At 47.3% G+C, this 17,018-nt stretch carries 13 protein-coding genes; 5 read left to right on the top strand and 8 right to left on the bottom strand.

The features are described 5' to 3' along the window. Positions 1-6: 6 nt before the first annotated feature. The 4 genes from KNO73_RS01240 to KNO73_RS01225 are packed head-to-tail and all read right to left on the bottom strand — an operon-like array spanning position 7 to position 4,216. Complete coding sequence (locus KNO73_RS01240; RefSeq protein WP_015881136.1) at positions 7-1,044, bottom strand: type IV pilus twitching motility protein PilT; 1,038 nt, start codon at positions 1,042-1,044, stop codon at positions 7-9. Beyond that, a complete protein-coding gene (locus tag KNO73_RS01235; RefSeq protein ID WP_251024818.1) occupies positions 1,037-2,677 on the bottom strand; it encodes a GspE/PulE family protein in 1,641 nt (546 codons plus the stop codon). The genes KNO73_RS01240 and KNO73_RS01235 overlap by 8 nt, the downstream gene beginning before the upstream one ends. A 31-nt stretch (positions 2,678-2,708) precedes the next feature. After that, positions 2,709-2,999, bottom strand: a complete 291-nt coding sequence (locus KNO73_RS01230) for a hypothetical protein (protein ID WP_078146549.1) — start codon at positions 2,997-2,999, stop codon at positions 2,709-2,711. Further along, positions 2,996-4,216, bottom strand: coding sequence for a G5 domain-containing protein (locus KNO73_RS01225; RefSeq protein WP_215111946.1), 1,221 nt, complete (start codon positions 4,214-4,216; stop codon positions 2,996-2,998). The genes KNO73_RS01230 and KNO73_RS01225 overlap by 4 nt, the downstream gene beginning before the upstream one ends. Positions 4,217-4,373: 157 nt before the next feature. On the opposite strand from KNO73_RS01225, the gene KNO73_RS01220 reads away from it, so the two are divergent. Genes KNO73_RS01220 through KNO73_RS01210 form a run of 3 tightly spaced genes read left to right on the top strand, consistent with a single transcriptional unit; the run spans position 4,374 to position 7,006 of the window. Next, entirely contained in the window at positions 4,374-4,829 is a 456-nt protein-coding gene (locus KNO73_RS01220; RefSeq protein ID WP_215111945.1) for a type IV pilus modification PilV family protein, read from the top strand. Continuing rightward, positions 4,777-5,340: a prepilin-type N-terminal cleavage/methylation domain-containing protein gene (locus tag KNO73_RS01215; RefSeq protein ID WP_251024817.1), complete on the top strand. Its 564-nt coding sequence runs from the start codon at positions 4,777-4,779 to the stop codon at positions 5,338-5,340. Before KNO73_RS01220 ends, KNO73_RS01215 begins: the two co-directional genes overlap by 53 nt. Before the next feature lie 16 nt (positions 5,341-5,356). Next, on the top strand, positions 5,357-7,006 hold the full coding sequence (locus KNO73_RS01210; protein WP_215111944.1) for a hypothetical protein: 1,650 nt from the start codon (positions 5,357-5,359) through the stop codon (positions 7,004-7,006). A gap of 46 nt (positions 7,007-7,052) precedes the next feature. Here KNO73_RS01210 and KNO73_RS01205 read toward each other — a convergent pair whose 3' ends face one another. From KNO73_RS01205 to KNO73_RS01195, 3 genes are all read right to left on the bottom strand, one after another. After that, positions 7,053-7,694: a hypothetical protein gene (locus KNO73_RS01205; protein WP_215111943.1), complete on the bottom strand. Its 642-nt coding sequence runs from the start codon at positions 7,692-7,694 to the stop codon at positions 7,053-7,055. Positions 7,695-7,719: 25 nt separating this feature from the next. After that, complete coding sequence (locus KNO73_RS01200) at positions 7,720-11,454, bottom strand: DUF5057 domain-containing protein (protein WP_251024816.1); 3,735 nt, start codon at positions 11,452-11,454, stop codon at positions 7,720-7,722. 92 nt (positions 11,455-11,546) lie between these two features. Next, positions 11,547-12,749: a bifunctional folylpolyglutamate synthase/dihydrofolate synthase gene (locus KNO73_RS01195; RefSeq protein WP_214730801.1), complete on the bottom strand. Its 1,203-nt coding sequence runs from the start codon at positions 12,747-12,749 to the stop codon at positions 11,547-11,549. 109 nt (positions 12,750-12,858) lie between these two features. Here KNO73_RS01195 and KNO73_RS01190 point away from each other — a divergent pair, with 109 nt between their 5' ends. After that, positions 12,859-14,295 (top strand): protein adenylyltransferase SelO, encoded by a 1,437-nt coding sequence (locus tag KNO73_RS01190; RefSeq protein WP_214730799.1) that lies wholly within the window; start codon positions 12,859-12,861, stop codon positions 14,293-14,295. Between the two features lie 91 nt (positions 14,296-14,386). After that, entirely contained in the window at positions 14,387-14,842 is a 456-nt protein-coding gene (locus tag KNO73_RS01185; protein WP_215111942.1) for an ASCH domain-containing protein, read from the top strand. Between the two features lie 1,328 nt (positions 14,843-16,170). Here KNO73_RS01185 and KNO73_RS01180 read toward each other — a convergent pair. After that, on the bottom strand, positions 16,171-16,977 hold the full coding sequence (locus KNO73_RS01180) for a hypothetical protein (protein ID WP_215111941.1): 807 nt from the start codon (positions 16,975-16,977) through the stop codon (positions 16,171-16,173). Positions 16,978-17,018: the final 41 nt, after the last annotated feature.

Raw genomic sequence — 17,018 nt, 5'->3', positions numbered from 1 at the left:
CACTCATCACCTCATCTCTTCTGTCGGGACGGCGTTCGGGTTGATAATCCCTTGCCGAACGAGTTGTTCGATGGCAGCATCCATCGACTGCATCCCGTGTTGGCGACTCGTCTGGATGACGGTCGGCAACTGGAACTCTTTTTCATTTCGAATCAAGTTGGCAACTGCCGGATTCCCCAACATGATTTCCATGGCGGCGACGCGGCCTTTCGGCACATCAATCCGTGGAAATAACCGTTGACTCACGACGCCAAGCAGCACGTTGGCGAGTTGTGTCCGGATTTGATCTTGTTGCTCGGCCGGAAACGCATCGATGATTCGACTCACCGTCGACATCGCACTCGATGTATGGAGCGTTGCCATGACGAGGTGCCCCGTCTCTGCGGCGGTCATCGCCGTCGAGATGGTCTCCAAGTCACGCATCTCCCCGAGCAGAATGACGTCAGGGTCTTGCCGTAAGGCGGCTCTTAGACCACTCACAAATTTCATGACGTCAGAGCCGATTTCCCGTTGGTCGACGATGCTTTGATCATGGGAATGCAAATACTCGATCGGATCTTCTAGCGTGATGATCCGTTTTCGCTGTGTCCGATTGATTTCATGAATCATCGCGGCGAGCGTCGTCGATTTCCCTGAACCCGTCGGACCCGTGACCAAGATGAGACCATGCGGTTTCTCAATCAAACGCTTCAGCACCGTCGGCAGATTGAGCTCGTTCAATGTCGGGATTTCCCCGGAAATGGACCGGAATGCGATGGCGATCGTGCCTCGTTGATAGTAGGCGTTGACCCGAAAACGAGAGACACGTGGGACACCGAACGAAAAATCGAGATCCCGATCATGCTCGAGACGTTCGCGCATATCATCGGTCATAATTTCTTTTAAATATCCTTCAAGATGGTGCGGCAATACCTTCTCCTCGCCCATCGTAATGAGACTCCCATCTACTCGAATGATCGGAGGAGAACCGGCTGTCAGGTGAATATCCGAGGCACGTTTCTCGACCGCATTCGTCAAGATGGTTTCGATCGATTGATTAATCATAAGCATTCTCCGTAATGACCGTTCGTAATATTTCCTCGGTCGTCGTCAAACCGGCGGCGACTTTTTCTAATCCGTCCTCAAGGAGGAATGTCGCTCCTTGTGACTTGGCATAGTCGACCATCTCAGACTCGGTCGCCTGGTTCATGATCATCCGGCGCAAGCCTTCATCAATCGGGATGACTTCGTGAATGGCGAGGCGCCCACGGTACCCTGTGAAGTTGCATGACGAGCACCCTTTTCCCCGAACGATGTGGTCGATGTGAACACCTTCAGCGTCGAACAGGCTACGTTCACTCTTCGATACCGGTTCGACTTGACCACAATCACGACAGACGCGTCGAACGAGTCGTTGTGCCACGAGTCCCGTCGTCGAAGCGGCGACGAGGAACGGCTCAACTCCCATATCGACGAGACGGGTGATGGAGCTGATTGCCGAGTTCGTATGTAGCGTTGACAGGACAAGGTGACCCGTGAGCGAGGCACGAATGGCAATCTCAGCCGTCTCCGTATCCCGAATCTCTCCGACCATGACGATGTTCGGGTCTTGACGTAAAATCGAACGAAGCCCTGACGCGAACGTCAAGCCGACTTTCGAGTTGACCTGAACCTGGTTGATGCCGTCAAGTTGATACTCGACCGGGTCTTCTACCGTAATGATGTTTTTCGTCTCATCATTCAGTTCTTTCAACGAAGCGTACAATGTCGAGGACTTCCCTGAACCGGTCGGACCGGTAATCAGGATAATCCCGTTCGGACGTTTCAGCATGTCACGGTACGCCTGTTCGTTTCGCTCGCCAAATCCGAGTTTCGTCAAATCGGTCAGCCCTTGCGATGAATCGAGGACCCGAATAACGATTTTCTCCCCATACATCGTCGGGAGTGTCGAGACGCGAAAATCATAGGCGCGATTGCGTAGCGTGTACTTGATTCGCCCATCTTGTGGTAGGCGACTTTCTGTGATGTCGAGGTTACTCATAACTTTGAGACGCGTCAGCATGACGCTTTGAATCTTCTTCGGATATACCGTCTCGGTACGCAAGTCCCCATCAATTCGAAAACGGACGTGGAGTTGCTTCTCATGTGGGTCGAAGTGAATATCCGAAGCGCGTTGGTCGATGGCACTTAAGAACAACTGGTTCACGAGTCGAATAATCGGTGCATCGTCTCGACTGATTGTTTCTTGTCGTTCGATTTCGGGAGCATCCTCTTTTAAAATTTCGACGAGCGAGTGATCCATCTCATAGTATCGACTGATCGTCTTTCGAATCTGTTCTCTCGTCGCGATGCCAATCTCGATGTTCATCCCGGTCTGAAGACGGACGTCATCGATGGCAATGAGATCGAGTGGGTCGGCCGTTGCGACATGAAGCGTATTCCCATTCAATTCAAATGGCATGATATCGTGCTTTTGTGCCAATGCTTTCGGTACGAGCTTCGTGACCGTCACATTGATGTCATAGGAGTACAACTCAATGATTGGCACATGCAACTGTTCGTGAATCATTTGAATCAACTGTGTCTCGGTAATATGGTTTAGTCGAATTAAGGCGTCCCCTAGTTTTTCTCCGGGACGCTTCTGTTCAAGCGCCTCATCGAGCTGATTCGTCGTAATAAGCGCAGCCTCGATCAGCATCTCACCTAATCTTCGTTTCGTTCGTCTCACGTTACTTCACCATCCTTTGAGGAGCCTCCTCCTGCTCGGCCTTGTCATTCCGTTCTTCGACAAAGACGCTCGCAGCCACCCCTCCAATCAACAATACAACGAGAACCAACCATGCCCACCATGTTTGTACGAGTGATTCCTCTACCATCACGTAGACGCCGCTAGATAAGAGTGCCGTCCATAGACTGATGACAAGTTTCGTTTCACGTTTTCGCATCATCGGAACGGATAAGGCGAACAGCGTCAATGTGGCGAGTACCCAAAAGCCGAGTAAAATCAAATAGCCAATCATCCCACTGCCTCCTCTTCTTCAGGTTCTTCTTCTAATACTGGCGGTTCTGCTTCAAACGGGTCGTCGTTCGAATCATTCGGGAACGGGTCTTCTTCCTCCTCGTCCTCATCCGGGAATGTCGGAATGACCGGTTCGACCGGATCTGGTGGCGGAAGCGGCACGGAACTCTTCGTCACGATTTCCGGTGTCGGGGCATAAAAATCAAACCCGAGTAATTCCATCGTCTCTCCTTCTTCAGTCACCGTGACACGATACAGCTTACCTGACTGTCCATCTTGACCTGACTGGGTGACCGATGAACTGCCAGATGGGAGCGAAGATGAGAAGCGCACGACTTTTTGATGCGGTACCGTCTTCACTTCTTCCACTCTCGCTTCGAAAGCGGCGTCAAAAGGTTGACCGAGCAATTGGACCGTCACAGAACCCCCTTCATTCAAGACGAGGATGGCATATGATGTGTCTTCTCGGTTTTGAACAGCAAAGTTTGAGCGCTCATCGACTTTCGTGTCATAGCCTAGTTCCACCCCGGAAGGAAGTGTTTCATGCGGTACACGTTCAAGAATGGCAAACGGTGTCGCCGCAAATAGGCGATAGAACGAAGACCCGAGTGTCGTGAGCGCTTCGAAATCTTCTCCAAACGACTTGAGACTGAAGATGTCGCCCGCCGCCATCTCGAATCCATTCATTCGGTCAAGGGTTGACTGCATGGCCGGTGTCGGGCTCACGGTGAACGAGGCGACGACCTCGCTTTCCGCCGCGACTTGCTCTAGCGTCACGTTCGATTCAAGGTTTGACGCAGCATCCATCAACGCCGGGGCAATCATCGTCAACGTCACAGGCTGACCTTCGAGATAAGGCTCGACTTTCGTTTCATCTACAGATGTCAATAGAGGATAAGCACCTGTATCTTTGATGGAGTCTAACGTATTCGATACATCGAACGTCACGACCTCTTTGCCAACCTCCATGACTGTCCCATCCATCAGATTGATTGAAAAGGGTGCCGTTTTAAAATCTTTAATCGCATTATCAAGACGAACATTCGCTTCTTCTTTCGTCATCCCTGATACGTCGACACCCGCGACCGTCGTGTCTTTTTTATATGTAGCACTCGACTCAGCGGACGCGTCTAAATAATTGACGAGTCCGATCGTCGGTAATGTCACGAGTACGACGAGTCCAATCAAAATGAAAAGATGCATCCCATACCGCTTCATGTAAAATCCCCCCGTGTCTAATCCGACTTCTATTCTATATATCCGTTCAGCGTATAACTTTAGTATAATATGTATTGTACAAAAAATAACATTTAATTCAGTATTGCATACGTTATTTTCCGATTGTTTTACTTTTTTTGAATAGGAGGTCAATGTCTTGTCGCATTCCGAAAAAGGTTTTACGCTCGTCGAAGTGCTCGTCTCCATCGTTGTTCTTTCCATTGTCTCATTTTCTTTACTTTCGATTTTCAGCCAAAGTTTGAAGACGACACACGACAGTCTCAATCAAACGATTGCGAACCAAGTGGCGCAAAACACGCTACATACTTTAAATCGACGGGCCGCATCCGTTGATGAACCGTTTGAACTGCGTCAATTGTTGAATCGGGACGGGATCAGCTCAGAGTGCGATTTTTGTAGAGACACACGAATCCATGGGGACACGTATACCGCAACCATTCAATCGCTGTCCACCTTACCTGGGCACACCATTGAAGTGGAAATCTCGGTGACGACCGACCGTTTGCAAACCCCCGTCATCTTGAAAGGAGTCATATCGAATGCGACATTACGCGAACCGTTCCCTGAAACGGCTGTCCCGACAACTGACTGAGATGAAGAAACGTGAAGACGGCTTCACGCTCGTCGAGTTGCTCGTCACGGTCGTTGTCGCTTCGATTTTGAGCGGCGTCATCATTACAGCCTTCATCACAGGAACGCTCGGTTTTCAAATGACGAATGAGACGAGTGACCTTCGAAGCGAGGCCGATTATTTGATTGCCTCCGTGCTCTCTGAGGTGAACCGGACCGAATTTGACGCCGTGACGGAAGTGGACGGCTCGTTTCAATTTTATCGATTGTCCGCTCCAGGCATCTCGGAAGCCGGCATGATTTACCGGGAGGCAGGGTATGTGCCGACCGATTTGATTCTCTCAGAAGATTCATTTACGCCTTCCAATCCACAAATCACGGTCGAACGGATGACCATCCAGTTAAAAGATCCCGTGTCCGATCCAAGACGCCCGACTTACATGACCGGTGGACTCATCGAAATCGAGATGGATTTGACTCAGTCGAACGATCCCGATTCTGTGACGACATTTGAAAGCTCCATCCCATTCTAAGAAAGGAGGCATCCTGATGCGAAAACGTGAAGACGGATATGTCCTCGTTCTTGTCCTCGTGACGATGGCGGCCCTCGCCGTTCTGTCACTTGCGGCCATGCAAGTCAACTTGGCGACGAATAAATTGACCGTCATCCGAACAGAAGATACACAGCTGAATGAAGATGCGAAAAGCGCACTTCGCCTCATCGCCGATGAGGTTCGGACCCAGTTCCCGCTCCATGGAGAAGCGGAAGTCCCGACCCATATGGAGTCGGAAGCGGCATTTCAAACGGCAGTACAATCGCTACTTGTCAATGACGAGCCGTTTACGGATTTGACGACAGACAGCGAGGTCCGCTATTCCATTGATTTGAAGAAAGATGCGATGGATACGACGATTCAAACGGCACCGTTCACGACGATTCTCCAAGTGAACGTCACGGCATCGCGACAAGTGAATCCGGAACAACCGGAGCTTACCGTTGAATACACACAAGATTTGTATTTGACGGCTCTCCCGTCCTTTTTATACTACGTCCTCGGGTCCGACCAACAGTTAGACGTAAACGGCATGCCGACGATTCAAGGGAATATCTATTCAGGTGGTCCCCTCGCTTTCATGCGCCAAGCGAACTTCCAATTGGATGGTGTGGCGAAACAGATTGAAAATGTCGATTCCAGTCGCCTTCACTTGAATGGCCGAATCGATTTAGTCGAATTGAGCGATTGCTTGAGTTGCCAGCAAGAGAACTACTTCACGGTAGGTACGGAACAAGCTGGCGAGAAGGCGGACGCCGGGGTGTCCCCGAGTCGCTTTTCTCCATTCCAATACGACTACTCCATCATCGAATTTTTAAATCGACGACTTGACACACCGCTCGCCTACACCAACAATGTCGACTCAAAAATCTTTGGAGAAGGTCTGATTCGCTCGACCGATCAAGTATTCGAACTCGAGAGGGTTTTATCGGAAGATGGCACCTCGATTATCGAACGCCCGACTTCGTACTTACGGGCGGATGCTTATAACGCACTCACCGACCCGACCATCGTGACATTACCGGATGCCATTTCCGATCGCGCCATGTATGTCACGGAATCCATCACCGAGTCGAATGCCCCGCTCCTTTTCGACGGGGACGTCGTCATTGAATCACTTGAGAAGCTGACGATTGCACGGCCGCTAATCGTACGTGGTGACTTGACCATTAAAGGGAACGTCTCCTTCAGTTCGACGGTCTACACGCTCGGCGATACGTTCATCGACCGAGCCAATATTCTTCCGATTGATGAAGACAAAGGGAACTCGCTCATCCTGTTATCTAAAGGAAAGATCCTGTTGAACCGAATCAACGAGTTTGATGACACACCGACGACACTCCAGGCATTCATGTATAGTGACTCGAACGAACCGACCTATGTGTATGCGGTCGGATCCATTCTCGAAGTCAATGGAGGTCTGTACAGCAAAGGACCACTCGAAGTGAACGTCTTTAGAGGGGAATTTACTGGGGGCAACGGCTTAAGTCCAGCTGAGAACTTCGACCGTCAAGTTCCAGCTCACGAGGCCGAAAAGTCTCGATTGAAACTGACGTATAACGATTCCGTGTTCAATCAATTGGAAACACTCCCTGTCACGAATCAACTGCAATTCTTCGTCAGTCACCCTGTTCAATTGAAATGAATTCAAAAAATCGGCTTCCTCTCTGATTGAGAAGAAGCCGTTTTTTTTAGTTCCCCATCTTTAGAATGAGGTCCGAGTTGTAGTCTTTGGCCGTCTGTTCTATTTCCTTTGTCCATTGCGCGCCGTTGTCGAGAAGCAGTTGCGTTAACTCGACTTGATTGTGACGAACAGGCTGCAATAACACCGATTCGGTATCTTGAATCGTATAGCCTTGCCCGAGGAGTTCTTTGACCGCATCGAGATTCAACGAGTCGACCGCAATCCCAAGGAGTCGTTCGTCTTCAACGTAACGCATCGCCAGCTTCCATTGATCCGGACTGCCGTTCGCACTGAACAATGGTGTGATGACGGGCATCCCTTCCACTTCTTCAAATGGGTCAAGTCCTTGTTCGAAGTATGCTTCAATCACGTCTAGAGGTGCGAGCGTCACTGCCGTGGCGAATTGCTCGGCTGTCGGCACAACTTTTTTGTCTTCTAGAACAAGTCGGACGGCCTCCCATTCTTCCCTTGCCTGTAAATCTGTCAATTCTTCTTCTGTCACCGAAGAGCGTTGACTCACTTCTTTTACTAAATCGTCACCGGATAACTGCGAGAGCTCGGGTTGGGATTGACTCCAGTACAGGAGCCCTCCCAATCCGATGACGAGAATCAATCCGGTGATGCCAAACATTATTCGCTTGCGATTCATCATTCGCCAACTTTCTGCCATTCACTTAATAACGGTCATCATCCTGTCCTGAGGCATTCGTTTGGATGGTGCGTACATAAAACGTGTCCTTCACGGCCTCAAACGGTTTTCCAGCCGGAAGCGTCGTGTAGACTTCCACTTTCGCCACACCAGGTTTCACTGGAATCAACTCTTTTCCTGATCCACTCACTTGAACATATTCTTCGCCGGATACAATCTCCATGCGATAGTCACGCCAAGTCGAAGTCGTAGGCCAGTACTCAAGAAGAGGTAGTCGTGGTGCCGTCCCTTCACCAATATTGATTGTCATGTCTTTTGACATCAATTGGTTCGGGTATTCGTTGACACGGACAATCGACGTGTTCGAACGAATGTTTCGTAACGCATTGTCATCGAATGTCGTCTGAATTGGAATGTCAGTCACGACACCATTAGTTCCGTAACCATGGTTGGCACGTAATTCATATCCTGTCGCATTTTGTGTCACCGTCAAAGCAGATGGGATGGACCCGATTCGTTCAAACGGAATGGATACGGTTGGTGTTGAGGTCACTTGAATCGAGGCGACTTCATTTACACGTTTTTCTTCGTCCAAACTATCCCATACCCAAAGGTCGAGTTGGCTCGGCGTTTGGCTCAAGGATGGTGCCTTGACTTGGATGGTAAAGACGGTGCTCGGAGTAGCGATATTCAAGCCACCGAAGAGGTCACCGACATCCACAGTCGCCTTAAACTGAGTCGTACCCGGTTTCAGTCCAATGATGTTCAAGTTGTTGCCAACTTGTTCAAACTTCACACTATCCCCAGATTCGACGACATAGCGAACCGACTTGTATTGAGCCGTTTCGGGCATGACTTTTGGTGTGACCGTAGTCGTTTGATCGACATATAGCTCTGTCGACGGGATGGCGAGTTGCTCAGGCGGACTGATAACATTGACTTTCGACTCAGCTATGACAAGAGGTTTCTTATCGCCCGGATCGATTGTCAATCGCAATTTCGCAGTTCCTGTTTTCAAACCGGTCACAATCGCATTGTTTCCTTGGGTGACGAGTTTCGCAACACCGTTCGCATCAACGATTTCCCACTTCAAGCTTTTCCATTTCGGGTTCGTAAAGTTGTTGCCTTTCGCATCCGTGATGGTCGGACTCACAATTTGCTGTGCCCCGATTTGTAACGTGACGTCAGGAATCTTCGCTTCGTACGCGTACGGCGCCCCGATATTGATCAGCAAGTCTGGGAATGACGATTGAACCTCTAGTTCCTTATCCCAGTCATTGTGCTTATCTAAAATGTGATTACGCTTCTTCGAATACTCAATCAACGTCGTTAATTGGTTATCCGCTTTTTTCAATTGGATGAGTGAAGCAGAAGGCTCGATGGCTCGAACGACTACTTCAAACTTCATGGTTCGATTTCCACTATCGTTCGGGAGGAAAATGTTCGTGTTCCCGTTTCGTTCATAGTACAAATCGGGTTTCAGCTGTAACTTGATTTCATTCGGGTTGGTGACAGGATATTCGTTTCCGTTCGCATCACGAATCGCCACCACTTCGAGTTGGCTCGGTAGTTTTTCTGTGAAGGTCGTTAAATCCACTCGTAAAAACTTATCGCCCAACTGATTCGGTAATCGGTCAAAACGTTCCGGATATTGAACTTGATAGTGAATCGTTCCCGTTTCATATAGGTTGATCGTCGACGGATCAATCGAACGGGACACTTGAATCAAGTCGGAAACATTTTCCGCTCGTTTGACGTTGATGGTGAACGTATCGATCACCTTCGCATTCCGTTGATCGGACGTCTCGATTTTCACTTCAATCGGTCGGTCCGCGACAACATCCGCTGCTGGAATCGTAAACTCTTTGACTTCGTAGTTACGTAAGTTTTCGAATGCGACCTGTTTCCCGTTATATGTGATGGTTGAGTTGAGGAACAAGTCTTGGAAGTCATAGTCGCTCGGTCGCCACATCAATCTAACGTCTTGTCCAGCAGTCACTTCAACAGTCCCGGCTTTTAAATCAGCAGAGGTATAGGACTGGTTTGAATCACTGACGGACTCAATCACGTTGTAAGGTTTATGGTTCGCCCCGATAAAGGCGCGATACATCGTATTGATGAAGATTTTTTTCTCATCTTCTACTGAGAATTTGTTCGTGTGCCCTGCACCGGAGTAGGTGAAGTTGTTTTTTGTATACGTGTAGTAATGGTTGCTTGCATCTCCATATACACGATTTCCACCTGTTGAATACAGGTTGTACCAAGGCGTCACATCCGGATCGTTCAAATCGAGAGTGAAGTATTGGTTATGGGTATTTGAGATATTTTTGATTGAATCATCGAGGCGATACGGATAAGATGTGAAAATCCCATCCTGTACCTTAACTGCCTTATTGGTTGTTTCAGGAGCACCAAATCCCATGTTCGTATACATTTTTTGCCCTGAGATATTCAGTGAAGGATTGGTATTCACAAATTGACGTTCCCACTCGGACGTAGGTGATGATGAACTATTCGTACGGAAAATTGTATCGTGCGTCAACATGACACCTTGTCCTGTTTCACTGAAACGTTTGACTTTCGCAGTGGCCGCAGCATTCATGCTTCCATAAACGTTGTACGAATCCTGGAATCCAAAAATCAGCATATCGTAGTCGTTTTTGAGTAATGCCTGGTCATAAGTACCACCCTCGAACTGACTCGTTGTACCGTCCGTTAAATTGAATTCATAATTTCCAGCCGGGTCTACTAACATATTAGATAAATAGCTTGAAATTCTTCCGTTCGTGCCGGTTCCAGCAGTGAGCTGCAAGATGTTCGCTTTCACTTTTTCATCGAGGTAGAGAATACTCCCCTTACGATAATCTGCTCGACCTGTCAATGCATCCTTGACGACGAGCATCCAGTTCTTCGGTCCGCTAAACGTCGGACGCGATAACGTAAAATTGAGCGTTCCCGATTCTTTTGCCTGTTGCTCAATGACTTTTTCATCCGCATCAAATCGATCGTTATGGTCGTAATCGATATACAATTCTACGAATGCTGAAGAAGTTGGTGGTTGCGATAAAGTATAGGCAAAGTTGATTGGATGACGGACACCATCTTTCACTTGAATCGTCTGATTGCTAATCGACTGATTGTTATACTTCACTTCAGTTGATTGAAATCTCGGACGGGAAATGGTGAGTTGATTCAACTGCTGCGCCATCTCACGATCAATATTCTGTTGATCATTTCGATTAAAGACTTTCACGTTCGCATAATCACGTTGATAGGCTGCCAAACGTTTTAACTGTGTATCGCCGTTCGCAGCATCCTCATGCATCAGAAGCGGCAAGCCGACACGGACAACCGTGTTGAATAGTTCCGTGGCTTTCAATTCTGTCAAATCGTTCAATTGATTTGTCGTATCATGATTTTTCGAGTTGACGACAAGTGTCCCATTTTTATATTTCTCAGTTAAAGGACTGCTCCCAATCATGACCGCATCGAATGCACCTGTCATCGGAAAACGGGATGCATTAAATTGTTTAATAGTCATGAACTGCGCATTCACTTTCGCAGTATTTACACTCAGTGAAGCACGATACAAATTCACCGCATTATTGTATTCAGTCACTGAAAGTACTTTCGAAGAAGTAAAAGCATCACGAAGAATCAATACGTTTAAAATCGGTTGATTGGTCTCCGCAACTACTCTCTGTGGAATAATGGATATGATTAATACGAGAACCGCTATGTATTGCATGAGTTTACGCAATGTATAGTCCTCCCTATTTTTAGTCTTCACTACTAATTATCCCACCCACTTGAAAAAATATACATCTATTTCTTTGACATCAGGTAAATGTTTTAGCTTAGGAAACGTCTCACTTCACTGATGAAATAAAGAGACCCGGTCACGATCAACGTCTCGTTTGTCGGTGACTCGACCCAATTCTGTAGCCATGCTTTCCATTCGACAAAGCGCGCCCCATCTTTCTCTAGTTGTGCTTTCGTTCTAGCACGCGGAAAGTCAAATGTCGTTTCGTAAACGTCTCCAATTTCTTGAAGCGCGTGAATCATCTTGTCACGGTCTTTATCTTCTAAAATCGCCGTCAACACTGTCACGTCTGTCTCATATTTGGCTTGTAAAACCAAGGCCTCGATGCCTTCCGGATTATGTGCCCCGTCTAAAATGATACGCGGTCGTTTGGAGACGAGCTCATACCGCCCCGGATGTTGTGCTCGCTCGAGCCCTTTTTGGATGGCGTCATCGCGCCAACCGAGGTGACGCGCCACCGCCACGGCACACGCCCCGTTATACGCTTGATGATGTCCTGTCAATCCGAGCACGACAGATGGCATATTCTTATAAGTCACGACGGTCTCTGCCCCGTCCACAATTTTTTTCACGAGTGGACGAACATCATGAATGGAAGCACCTACGTCGTCCCCTTTTTGATGCAACAACTCAACCAATCGTTCCTCACCGATACTATGGAACATCGGGACATCACGTTTCACGATGCCGTATTTCTCTTGTGCAATCTCTTCAAGCGTATCGCCGAGAATGCCTTGATGGTCATGTCCAATTGACGTGACAATGGTCGCGAGTGGCTGCTTCAATACGTTCGTCGAATCGAGGCGACCCCCGAGACCGACTTCCCAAATAATCAAGTCTGGACGTGCGTCATCAAAATAGCACCATGCCATCATCGTCAAGAGCTCGAACTCCGTCAACGTCTCTGGCGCATCGTCCGCACACGCTTTGACTTGATTCGCCACGGCGACGAGCGCGTCTTCCGGAATCGGTTCCCCGTTCAACATGATCCTCTCCTCGAACTGAATGATATAAGGGGAGGTAAATGTGCCGACGGATAAGCCGTTCTCCATCGCCATCGCCCGTAAAAACGCGACGGTCGACCCTTTTCCGTTCGTCCCGGCCACATGGATGGATGGGCGTTCTTCTAACCCTAACTGCTCAATTATCCAGCTCATCCGCTCAAGACCCGGTTTGATCCCGAAGCGAAGCTGTCCACTCAACCAATCGAATACATCTTGTCTCGTCTTCATCTTCCACACTCCTACTGTTTACACTTCTGTTTCATCTTATCAAAATTCACGACAGCCGTTATGGAAAACAGTCTGTGCTATACTCGAAGCGAAGAAGGAGGCATGCGCCATGACAACTGACTGGAACTTCGAGGCGACGTACCTCGAACTACGTGACATCTTTTACGACCGTGGACCGATCCATCCGGTCGACAACCCGACACTCGTCTTGTTTAACGATTCATTAGCCGCTTCGCTCGGCCTTGATGCGCAAACACTCAAACAAGACATCGCCTTACTTGCCGGCAATCGTCAAACCGAGACGTCTTTCTCTCAAGCTTATGCCGGACACCAATTCGGCAACTTGACGATGCTCGGGGACGGACGCGCCCTCATGCTCGGAGAACATGTGACTCCGAACGGGAAACGTGTCGATGTGCAACTGAAGGGTTCTGGACCGACAGAATATTCTAGAGGGGGTGACGGACGTGCCGCACTCGGGCCGATGGTACGCGAGTTCATCATCAGCGAGGCGATGCACGCTCTCGGCATCCCGACGAACCGGGCGCTCGCCGTCGTTCAGACAGGGGAAGCCATCATGCGTCAAGGTCCGAAGCATGGAGCGATCCTGACTCGGGTCGCCTCAAGTCATCTTCGTGTCGGAACATTCCAATTCGCGGCAGGCGCCGGCTCCATCGATGACGTCATCGCTCTTACTGAAATAGCCATCAAACGACACGACCCAGACTTGATCGATGCACCGAATCGCTATGAACAGTTCCTCGGACGCGTCGTCGAAAGACAGGCGAGACTGATTGCCAACTGGCAACTTGTCGGGTTCATTCATGGGGTGATGAATACGGACAATATGTTCATCAGCGGAGAAGGTCTCGATTACGGACCATGCGCGTTCATGGACACGTATCATCCGGAGACGGTCTTCAGTTCGATTGACCGAGACGGACGTTACGCTTATGCGAATCAACCATATATCGGGTCTTGGAACCTCGCCCGACTCGCAGAGACATTGCTGCCGCTCCTTGGCGAGACGAAAGAAGAAGCGGTCGATGTGGCGAACAAACAACTCACCCGTTATACCGAGTTGTATAAAGAAGCATACTTTACCGGACTCGCGCATAAGATTGGCCTATTCGTCCGAAAAGACGGTGACGATGCGCTAACGGATGAACTGCTTCGGTTGATGGTAGAGACGGAGGCAGATTATACGAATACGTTCCGCTCGTTGACGCTCGGTGAGATTGAATCGCTCCCATTCGCAACTCGGGAAGACGGGAAGGCGTGGATTGACGCTTGGCGAAAACGCCTAAGCGAACAAGGTCTCCCGGACGAGGACGTCAGTCGAATCATGCGCCAATACAACCCGGCCGTCATTCCTCGAAATCATCATGTCGAAAAAGCGATTCAAGCAGCAGAACGAGGCGACTTCGGCCCGACCGAGGCGCTACTCACGATTTTGCGTGACCCCTATAACTACAATCAACCGTCTGAGTACGTATCAGCAGGTCCACCGCGGACGTATCCGTATCAAACGTTTTGTGGCACGTGAACCATCTCGCTTTTGCGAGATAGTTTTTTGAAACTTCTTTTTATTTCTTACGTAATATGGAGTGCTCTTAATTCGAAAGGAAATGATCATGATGAATGAAATGACACTCGCTTATTGGAATCAATATTGGAAAGATAGTGAAGAGCATCCGCCGACTGATGTCGAAGCGTTTCAATTCGGAGATGATGCCAATACGCTAGCCGAACTGGTCGTCTCTGGAAAGAAAACCGCAACATGTTCCGCACATATACTTTATGAGATTGAGAATGAACCACTCCCTTACGTCGGGCAGTACGCAATCGTTCTCAATGCAGCGGATCGACCAGTTGCCATCATTCAAACGACTGAAGTTACGATTCAGGCGATGAATGAGGTATCCGAAGCGTTTGCATTAGCCGAAGGTGAAGGAACATACATCGAATGGTGGGACATCCATGAGCGATTCTTTAGTGAGTTACTTTATTCGTATCAATTGTCGTTTGCACCAAATATGAACATTGTCTGTGAACGATTTACAGTAGTGGATCGATTCAATGCGAAAGAGTGATTGAACGGGAAGATGACATCGAGTGAAGAATAAATTTTTGATAAAGACCCGAGCGTCACTCTCGACGTTCGGGTTTCTCTGTTTCTGCAAATCGATTCATAATAGCTGGTTTAAGATGAAGAGTTGTTAAATACATATTCTGACTACTAAGTTAGATGATTGGAATCTGATAACGGCCAGGTTACCAGATTTTTCATGCCGTTTTTCTTACTGTAAAGATCTTCATAATCCTATGTTTTTCATAAAAGAAACCGCTTTAACAACAGCTTTTTTCGGGTTTAAGCTCATAAGGAGCAATGTATACATGTAGATTTGTATACTTATGTACCGTTTTCAAAAAATTACTTAGTTAGATCAATGTGGCTCTGAACATTCAGCAAGGACGAAGCAAGAATAGGAACTGATCAACGAGAGGTTGTCGACAAGCAACACAATCTTGATCGCGATCCTTTGTGAGATTGCACAGGTGAACAGAACCTACGACTATCGACGAATTATCATGACAGTCAACCATAGGACGATACCAATATGGACTAACGCATTCAATAAGAAGCGTATCTATCGTTTCATATGGTTCCTTGAGATTTCTTCAGTCATCCATCAGAAGCGAAAGTGTTACAAAAAGTCGTTCCCGTAGCACTGACCAAGAACCTGATAAACCGAGAATTTAGCCTCTCACGACTGAATGAGAAATGGTGTATTTACGTCATGGAGTTCTAATATGGACCTGGTATCTTGGTGAGAGTATGACGATTCGATTGTCGCCTACGGCTTCTGAGAATCCAACACACTGGGTTCGTCTTCCGGACGATGACCCCAGCAATTGCTGGGCTATGTACAGGAGCTGGTTCGAGGACCTATAAAGATCGTCGGTTTTGAGGTACCCTGAAATTCGCAATATACTATGTGCTTTAGTTCCAGGTTTGTAACGAACCCACACCAGCCATCACGACCTACATATACAAACAGATCGTCTCTAGAAACAACTAAACGACTTAAGTTCTGTTAAATACAGGACTCAAGCCGTTTAGTCTAATTTTTATTTATTGCTCTATCTACTTAATGAGGAGCAATTCATGATGTGTCAGAATTTTTTTAAAGTTGATAAATAGTTTTTGGTGCACTTGATTCTAATTATTCCTCTTTTTTATTTTTGTCAAAAAGACTCCCAATCCAAACGATAATTCCTATAAAGATTGGGAGACCTAAAATAAAAGTAAGTAAGTTTTTCGGCACGATTTCATTATATATATATAACAACACTATTGATAAGACGATAATAACTAAATATTTAACAAACGTTTTCACTAACTACCATTCCTTTAATATTATTTCAATTCAATATAGTCATTTTTAGGCTTACTATCTCTAGCATCAATCCACTTAGCTAATCCAGTACCTAAATCCATATAGTTCATCGCCCATGCTGACCCTGCTCCTACCGCGACTGCTAATTTCGGTGCTCCCCAAGCTTTCAACCTACTTACCACTGTTTTAGTAAATATTCGTTGTGCTTCTTTTTTTCCCTTCTTGATAATAAATTGGGATACGCCTCCAGCTACCCCTCCCACAGCCATACCAAAGAGCGTATTAAAAGTAGCTGCTGCAAATTTAACACTAACTCTTGCTTGAAATGCGTTTGCTTCTTGAGTGCTAAATGCATCAATAATTGTATCTTTTATTACAAACTCTTTTTCCTCTTCATTCTGAATTTCCTCAATATTTTCTTCTAATTGTTCTTGGGCTACAGGTAAGTCATTGTAAATGCCAGAACTCTTATCAAAGAAGTCAGTTAATACTTCAGCAAAGGCCTTATCTTCCTCCATGTTATCAAATCCATATATAGTAATTTGTTCTTCTATTAAAGCATCAAACAACTGTCTTTGCTCTGGACTCATTTCATCAACAGATGGAATATTTTCTACAGCCTCTTCTAAATCAAAATCATCTGATAAAACTTCTTCACTCAGCTCTACTTCTTCGAATGAATGGAGTGCAGAAGTAGAAACCAAGACATTATCTAATGTAAATTGATTTTCTTGCTCTTGTGCTTTGCTATCCTGTGTTGGGATTGAGCTTAAAACGAATACTACAGCTGTAACCAATGATACTTTGCCTAGAAATGATTTTTTCAAAACGGTTCCCCCTAAAGATATTTAATATTATCCAACAAAGG

The sequence above is a fragment of the Exiguobacterium sp. s83 genome (assembly GCF_018617095.1).
Classification (GTDB): domain Bacteria; phylum Bacillota; class Bacilli; order Exiguobacteriales; family Exiguobacteriaceae; genus Exiguobacterium; species Exiguobacterium profundum.
This window is presented reverse-complemented; position numbering and strand designations above follow the sequence as displayed.

Bases quoted from the DNA above. Each gene is read 5' to 3' on its own strand.
- KNO73_RS01240 (WP_015881136.1), bottom strand. From the start codon at position 1,044: ATGATTAATCAATCGATCGAAACCATCTTGACGAATGCGGTCGAGAAA.
- KNO73_RS01235 (WP_251024818.1), bottom strand. From the start codon at position 2,677: ATGCTGATCGAGGCTGCGCTTATTACGACGAATCAGCTCGATGAGGCG.
- KNO73_RS01230 (WP_078146549.1), bottom strand. From the start codon at position 2,999: ATGATTGGCTATTTGATTTTACTCGGCTTTTGGGTACTCGCCACATTG.
- KNO73_RS01225 (WP_215111946.1), bottom strand. From the start codon at position 4,216: ATGAAGCGGTATGGGATGCATCTTTTCATTTTGATTGGACTCGTCGTA.
- KNO73_RS01215 (WP_251024817.1), top strand. From the start codon at position 4,777: ATGCGACATTACGCGAACCGTTCCCTGAAACGGCTGTCCCGACAACTG.
- KNO73_RS01210 (WP_215111944.1), top strand. From the start codon at position 5,357: ATGCGAAAACGTGAAGACGGATATGTCCTCGTTCTTGTCCTCGTGACG.
- KNO73_RS01205 (WP_215111943.1), bottom strand. From the start codon at position 7,694: ATGAATCGCAAGCGAATAATGTTTGGCATCACCGGATTGATTCTCGTC.
- KNO73_RS01195 (WP_214730801.1), bottom strand. From the start codon at position 12,749: ATGAAGACGAGACAAGATGTATTCGATTGGTTGAGTGGACAGCTTCGC.
- KNO73_RS01190 (WP_214730799.1), top strand. From the start codon at position 12,859: ATGACAACTGACTGGAACTTCGAGGCGACGTACCTCGAACTACGTGAC.
- KNO73_RS01185 (WP_215111942.1), top strand. From the start codon at position 14,387: ATGAATGAAATGACACTCGCTTATTGGAATCAATATTGGAAAGATAGT.